The organism is Streptomyces sp., from assembly GCF_050698815.1.
Lineage (GTDB): Bacteria > Actinomycetota > Actinomycetes > Streptomycetales > Streptomycetaceae > Streptomyces.
Map to the genome: position 1 here is coordinate 1 of NZ_JBOHCV010000239.1, position 2,726 is coordinate 2,726.

The 2,726-nt window shown below is 74.7% G+C and carries 2 protein-coding genes; both read right to left on the reverse strand.

Translation table 11 applies throughout. The features are described from left to right. The coding region (locus tag ACRDP3_RS08840; protein WP_431516304.1) for a polyketide synthase at positions 1-1,774 on the reverse strand (1,774 nt) is incomplete at its 3' end. A gap of 38 nt (positions 1,775-1,812) precedes the next feature. Continuing rightward, positions 1,813-2,726: SDR family oxidoreductase (locus tag ACRDP3_RS08845; protein WP_431516303.1), on the reverse strand; the 914-nt coding region annotated here is incomplete at its 5' end.

The window sequence follows — 2,726 nt, forward strand, 5'->3', positions numbered from 1 at the left end:
CGGCCACCCGGGGATCGAACTCGGCCTCCAGGCCGGGGAAGACGAACGCGGTGCGCCCGCCGGCCGCACCGAGCATCGGGCGCGGGCTGAACCACACGTCGCTCCGCCCGCGCCACGGCGCGCCCTTGCTCACGGCTCTACGGGCCAGAGCCAGCCTGCGCCGGGTCGGGTCGACGATGCCCAGCCGGCACGGCTCGGTCACCACGGTGTGTTCGTCGAGGCCGGCGGCGAGCACCATCGAGTCGTCCCCCGCCAGCAGCGAGCCCAGCGCTTCGGGGCCGGGGGCGGCGAGCCGCAGCACCCTCTCCGGCTCGGTCACCGTGGTGCGTGCGCCGCGGGGGGCCGGGCGGGTGGCCGGCTCTTCCAGCACGACGTGGGCGTTGATGCCGCCGAAGCCGAAGGCGTTGACGCCCGCTCTGCGGGGCGCGCCGCTCGCCGGCCGCTCCCAGGGGCGGGACCGGTCCAGCGGGACGAAGCCGGTCCTGGCGAGTGCCGGGTTGGGGTCCTCGCAGTGCAGCGTCGGGGGCAGCACGCCGTGGTGGACGGCGAGGGCCGCCTTGATCAGGCCGGCGATGCCCGCGGCCGGCATGGTGTGGCCGATCATGGACTTCACCGAGCCGATGACGGCGGGCCCGCCGGCACCCGTACCCATGCCCGCACCCGTACGCATGCCCGTACCCGTACCTGTGTCCGTACCGGCGCCGAAGACCTCGGCGATGGTGGTGAGTTCGGCGTCGTCGCCGGCCGGGGTGGCGGTGCCGTGCGCCTCCAGCAGTCCGATGGCGTCCGCCGCCCGCGGGTCGAGGCCGGCGGCGTCCCACGCCTGCCGGACCGCGCGCACCTGGCCGCCGGGGTCGGGGCTGAACAGGCTGGCCGAACGGCCGTCGCTGGCCACTCCGGTGCCGGTGACCACGGCGTAGACGCGGTCGCCGTCGCGCTCCGCGTCGGCGAGCCGCTTGAGCACCACGATGCCGGTTCCCTCGCCGATGAGGACGCCGTCGGCCGCGCGGTGCAGCGGGCGGATGCGCTGGCTGCGGGACAGTGCGCCGAGCTGGCTGAAGACGCTCCACAGCGTGATGTCGTGGCAGTGGTGGACGCCGCCCGCGAGCATGACGTCGCACCGGCCCGCGTCGAGTTCACGTACCGCGTGGTCGACCGCCACGAGCGAGGAGGCGCAGGCCGCGTCGACGGTGTAGGCGGGGCCGCGCAGGTCGAGCCGGTTGGCGACCCGGGAGGCCGCCAGGTTCGGCACCAGCCCGATGGCCGACTCCGGTGCCTCCGGGCCGAGTTGCTCGGCGAAGGCGGAGCGCACCTGCTGCAGCCGGTCCTCGTCGAGCTCGGGGACCAGCTCGCGCAGGGTGCGCATGACCTGGTGGGTCGTACGCACCCGCTGGTCGAGCCTGACCAGGCCGGGCGTGAGGTAGCCGCCTCTGCCGAGTACGACGCCGACCCGCTGGCGGTCGGCAGGCAGCATCCCGGCCCCGCCCGCGTCCTCGATGGACTGGTGCGCCACGTCCAGAGCGATCAGCTGGTCGGGCTCCGTCCCGGCGACGGAGGTGGGCATGATGCCGAACCGGGTGAGGTCGTACTCGGCCTCCTGGTCGACGAACCCGCCGCGCCGGCAGTAGATCCGGTCGGCCTGGCGCGGCCCGTCGGCGGCGTAGTACTCCTCGTCCCAGCGTCCGGCGGGGACATCGGTGATGGCGTCGACGCCGCCGGTGATGTTCCGCCAGTAGCTCTCCAGGTTCCCGGCGCCCGGGAACAAGGCACCCATGCCGACGATGGCGACCGGGCTGCGGGAGGGCACGGGAGTCACCAGCCGGACGCGGTGGAGACCACCGCGTGCACCGTGGGCGCACCCCAGGCGAGTTCGCGCAGCAGGCTGAGCGGTCCCTCCTCGGGGTCGATGAGCTTGATGCCGCGGGCCGCGTAGGAGCGCATCAGTTCCGGGGTCACCATGCCGCCGTTGGACTCCGCCGCCGCCCACGGTCCCCAGTGCACGGTCAGGCCGCGCCGGCCGTCGGTGGACCAGCGGCGGCCCAGCTCCTCCAGCGCGTCGTTGGCAGCCGCGTAGTCGGACTGGCCGCGGTTGCCCAGTGCGGCGGCGATGCTGCCGAACAGCACCGCGAACCGGGGCCCTTCGGGCAGTGCGCCGACCGCGTCGAGCAGTACCCGTGCCCCGTCGGCCTTGGTGGAGAAGACCCGGTGGAAGGAGTCGGCGGACTTCTCGGCGATGAGCTTGTCCTCGATGACGCCCGCCGCGTAGACGACTCCGTCCAGCCTGTGGTGCTCGGTCTGGATCTCCTTGACCGCGGCCCGTACGGCTTCCTCATCGAGGACGTCGACCGACCGGTAGCGCACGGGGCTGCCCGAATTCCGCAGTGCGGCGATGGTTTCGCGCACCTCGCGCCCGGCCAGTACGGCCGAGACCGCGCGCTCGATCTCGGCGGGCGATTTCATGCCGGAGCCGATGAACGCGGCGCGCAGCGCGTCGCGGTCGGTGGCCGACGCCGTCGCCGGGTCCTCGGTCTCCGTGGGCACGGGGGTACGGCCGAGCAGTTCGATCCGGCAGCGGCTCGCGGCGGCGACGGTACGGGCGAACCGGGCGGTGATGCCCCGGGCGCCGCCGGCCAGCAGCAGGACCGAGTCGCGGTTCAGGCCGGCCGCCGCCGCCTCAGCGACGCCGTCGCCCGCCGGGCCCGCCCCGGTGGCGGCCAGCGCACCGA